Source organism: uncultured Microbacterium sp. (genome assembly GCF_913776565.1).
Lineage (GTDB): Bacteria > Actinomycetota > Actinomycetes > Actinomycetales > Microbacteriaceae > Microbacterium.
This window is the reverse complement of the sequence record NZ_CAJYPF010000231.1, coordinates 1-3,325: the sequence shown is the minus strand read 5'-3', so window position 1 is coordinate 3,325 and position 3,325 is coordinate 1. Positions and strand designations below refer to the sequence as shown.

The 3,325-nt window shown below is 70.3% G+C and carries 3 protein-coding genes; all 3 read left to right on the top strand.

The window, feature by feature from the left end:
- Positions 1 to 411: FGGY-family carbohydrate kinase (locus QZ433_RS12910; protein ID WP_295784218.1), on the top strand; the 411-nt coding region annotated here is incomplete at its 5' end.
- A 152-nt stretch (positions 412 to 563) separates the two neighbouring features.
- Entirely contained in the window at positions 564 to 2,780 is a 2,217-nt protein-coding gene (locus tag QZ433_RS12905) for an AAA family ATPase (protein WP_295784217.1), read from the top strand.
- A 65-nt stretch (positions 2,781 to 2,845) separates the two neighbouring features.
- Positions 2,846 to 3,313, top strand: coding sequence for a ribonuclease E activity regulator RraA (rraA, locus tag QZ433_RS12900; protein ID WP_295784215.1), 468 nt, complete (start codon positions 2,846 to 2,848; stop codon positions 3,311 to 3,313).
- Positions 3,314 to 3,325: the final 12 nt, after the last annotated feature.

Genomic DNA, 3,325 nt, shown 5'->3' with positions numbered 1-3,325 from the left:
CAGGGTCGCGGGCACCTGTACCGCGCGGTTCTCGAGGCGATCGCGTTCACGATGGCGGACCACATCGAGGACATGGAGCGCGAGCGCGGCGTCACCGCGCGGGGAGTGATCGTGACCGGTGGTGGGGCGCAGTCGTCCCTGCTCGTGCAGATCGTCGCCGACGTGCTCGGGCGTCCGGTGCGCCGCGCGCTCGTCGACGACGCCGCGGGCATCGGCGCGGCGATCTGCGCGGCCGTCGGCGCGGGAGTGTTCGCGGACTGGGATGCCGCGGCCACGGCGATGTCCGGTACGGGCGCGCCCGTGTCGCCCGGCGTCGCCGCCGAGACCTATCGCGCCCTGCGTCCCTGGCACCGCGGCATCCGTTCGCGTGTCGCCGACCTGTCGGACTGGATGGTCACGGCGCGCGCCTGACGCGTCGTCCGGACAACGGCCGCGGCTCTGCCGCGGCCGTTCGTCGTGCGCCCGGGGAACGCCCCGCCACGGCATCCATTGCCCCCGCCGACGTCCGCTGCTAAAGTTGAGTCAACGCAACTCAAGTTTGCGACAGACTTCCAGGAGAACACATGAACGCCACGCAACAGCCGGGGCAGGAGGACGCGCGCAGCGCTCTCGAGCAGTTCGGCATCAACCTCACCGACCGCGCCCGCCAGGGCAAGCTCGACCCCGTGATCGGCCGCGACGGCGAGATCCGACGCGTCAGCCAGGTGCTGACGCGTCGCACCAAGAACAACCCCGTCCTCATCGGCGAACCCGGCGTCGGAAAGACCGCCGTCGTCGAAGGTCTCGCCCAGCGCATCGTCGCGGGCGACGTCGCCGAGAGCCTCAAGAACAAAGAGCTCGTCGCACTCGACATCTCGGCGCTGGTCGCCGGCGCGATGTACCGCGGTCAGTTCGAGGAGCGACTCAAGAGCGTCCTCAAAGAGATCACCGAGTCCGACGGGCGCATCATCACGTTCATCGACGAGCTGCACGTGCTCATGGGCGCGGGTGGCGGCGAGGGCTCGGTCGCGGCCTCGAACATGTTGAAGCCCATGCTCGCCCGCGGCGAATTGCGGCTCATCGGCGCGACCACGCTCGACGAGTACCGCGAGTTCATCGAGAAGGATGCCGCCCTCGAGCGGCGATTCCAGCAGGTGTACGTCGGCGAGCCCACCGTCGAGGACACCGTGGCCATCCTCCGCGGTCTCAAGGAGCGTTACGAGGCGCATCACAAGGTCGCGATCGCCGATGCGGCACTGGTCGCCGCGGCATCCCTGTCCAACCGCTACATCCCCGCGCGTCAGCTGCCCGACAAGGCCATCGACCTGATCGACGAGGCGGCGTCGCGTTTGCGCATGGAGATCGACTCCGCCCCGCTCGAGATCGACGAGCTGCGCCGTCACGTCGACCGGCTCAAGCTCGAAGAGCTCGCCCTGAAGAAGGAGAAGGATGCCGCGTCCAAGGAGCGGCTCGCGACGCTGCGCGAGACGCTTGCCGGCGAGCAGGCCAAGCTCGACGAGCTGCAGGCGCGGTGGGAGCGCGAGCGCGCCTCGCTCAACCGCGTCGGCGACCTGAAGACCCGCCTGGACGCCGCGCGCGTCGACGCCGAGCGGGCCCAGCGCGAGGGCAACCTCGAGCGCGCGTCGCGACTGCTCTACGCCGAGATCCCCGCGCTCGAGCGCGAGCTGATGACGGCCGAGCGCGAGGATGCGTCGACAGGCTCAGAAACCGGTGCGGGTCGAATGGTCAACGATCAGGTCACCGACGAGGACATCGCGGCCGTCATCGCCGCGTGGACCGGCATCCCCGTCGGCCGTCTGCTGCAGGGCGAGACCGAGAAGCTGCTGCACCTCGAGCGCGAACTCGGCAAGCGCCTGATCGGACAGAAGGATGCCGTCAAGGCGGTCTCCGACGCGGTCCGCCGTTCGCGCGCCGGGATCAGCGACCCGCACCGCCCCGTCGGATCGTTCCTGTTCCTCGGCCCGACCGGCGTCGGCAAGACCGAGCTGGCGAAGTCGCTCGCCGACTTCCTCTTCGATGACGAGCACGCCATGGTGCGCATCGACATGTCGGAGTACGGCGAGAAGCACTCCGTCTCGCGCCTGGTCGGCGCCCCTCCGGGGTACATCGGGTACGAGGCCGGTGGCCAGCTCACCGAGGCCGTCCGACGCCGCCCGTACTCGGTGGTGCTGCTCGACGAGGTCGAGAAGGCCAACCCCGAGGTGTTCGACATCCTGCTGCAGGTCATGGACGACGGCCGCCTGACCGACGGTCAGGGGCGCACGGTCGATTTCACCAATGTCATCCTGATCCTGACGTCCAACCTCGGCTCGCCGATCCTCATCGATCCGACGCTGTCGATGGATGCCAAGCGCGACCAGGTGCAGGCGCTGGTGCGCCAGGCCTTCAAGCCCGAGTTCGTGAACCGTCTCGACGACATCGTCATCTTCCAGGCCCTCAGCCAGGACGACCTCGCCCAGATCGTCGAGCTCGCGGTCGACGCGCTGCACACGCGCCTGCGCGAGCGTCGGCTCACCCTCGCGGTGACCCCCGACGCCCGCGCCTGGCTCGCCGAGCGCGGCTACGACCCGGTGTACGGCGCCCGGCCGCTGCGCCGGCTGATCCAGACCGAGGTGCAGAACCGCCTCGCGATGGCGATCCTGGCCGGCACGGTGCGCGACGGTGACGTGGTGCGGGTCGACGTGGCCAGCGACGGCGAGTCGCTCGTGCTCGTCAGCGACGGCCCCGCCGCCCCCGACGACGACCTCGACGACGTGATCGACGCCGAGATCGTGGAGTGAGGACGAGGGATGCCGCGCGAGGGCGTGGCATCCCTCCCCTCCGACCCGCCGGTTACCCTGGCCGCATGACGATCGCGACCGCCGACCTGTACGACGAGCGCGGCGACGCGCTGGATTCCCTTTCGCTGCAGCTGATCGACGTCGGCGGGCGGGTCTCGTTCGACGGTCCGATCCGGACGGTGCGCTGCCACCGCGACAACGCGCTGGTCAAGCAGCTGCTGGCGACGCCCGGCGAGGGAGCGGTGCTGGTCGTGGACGGCGGTGGGTCGCTCGAGTCGGCGCTGGTGGGGGACCTGATCGCCGCGTCCGCCGTCGAGAACGGCTGGGCGGGCGTGATCGTGCACGGCGCGGTGCGCGATCGCGCGGCGATCGGCACGCTGGAGCTCGGCGTGAAGGCCCTCGGGAGCAACCCGCGCAAGAGCGCCAAGGACGGCGTCGGCGAGGTCGACGTGCCCGTGACCATCGCGGGGGTCGTGTTCACCCCCGGCCGGCACGTCTGGGCGGACTCCGACGGCGTGCTCGTGGAACGCTGAACGCCGTCCCCC

Excerpts from the sequence above, each read along its gene's own strand:
- QZ433_RS12905 (WP_295784217.1), top strand. The coding sequence starts at position 564 with ATGAACGCCACGCAACAGCCGGGGCAGGAGGACGCGCGCAGCGCTCTC.
- rraA (WP_295784215.1), top strand. The coding sequence starts at position 2,846 with ATGACGATCGCGACCGCCGACCTGTACGACGAGCGCGGCGACGCGCTG.